The 437-nt window shown below is 32.3% G+C and carries 1 protein-coding gene; it reads right to left on the bottom strand.

Annotated features, from left to right (window positions below; translation table 11 throughout):
- On the bottom strand, positions 1 to 316 hold a 316-nt coding region (locus tag AC1DWA_RS33465), incomplete at its 3' end, for a hypothetical protein (RefSeq protein WP_477917802.1).
- Positions 317 to 437: the final 121 nt, after the last annotated feature.

Below are 437 nucleotides of genomic sequence, written 5' to 3'. Positions count from 1 at the left end.
CATCAAAAGCTAAATCAAGTCGAGTAATCCCTACATCAGTTAACATTGGGATCACATTCTTTTGAAGCCATTCAATTTGTTCGCTATTCAAATTATTAGGATTGAATTCTATTCGGAAATTTCGAGTGTTAAATGATTTTGCTTTTAATCTATCATACTCAAAATAAACCAAGTCATCTAAAAATTTACCACGTATGTAACTGTGATACCTTGTGTCAGATACATGAATTTTATTCTCTCTTGCTATAGAGTATTTTTTTATTAACTGATTCAAAAGAGAGACTCTATTATCGCTTAAATCGCCCATAACCGTCATACGATCAAACGTGATATTTAGTATATTTCCACCTTCCAATTTTTCTTACCTCCCCCATTAAAAACCTTTAAAAAAGTTAAAACCTCCTTTAAAACCTCTCAATCCCTTGGCGCTGTAAGCT

Source organism: Rhodococcus sp. P4_F3_2, assembly GCF_056401335.1.
This window is presented reverse-complemented; position numbering and strand designations above follow the sequence as displayed.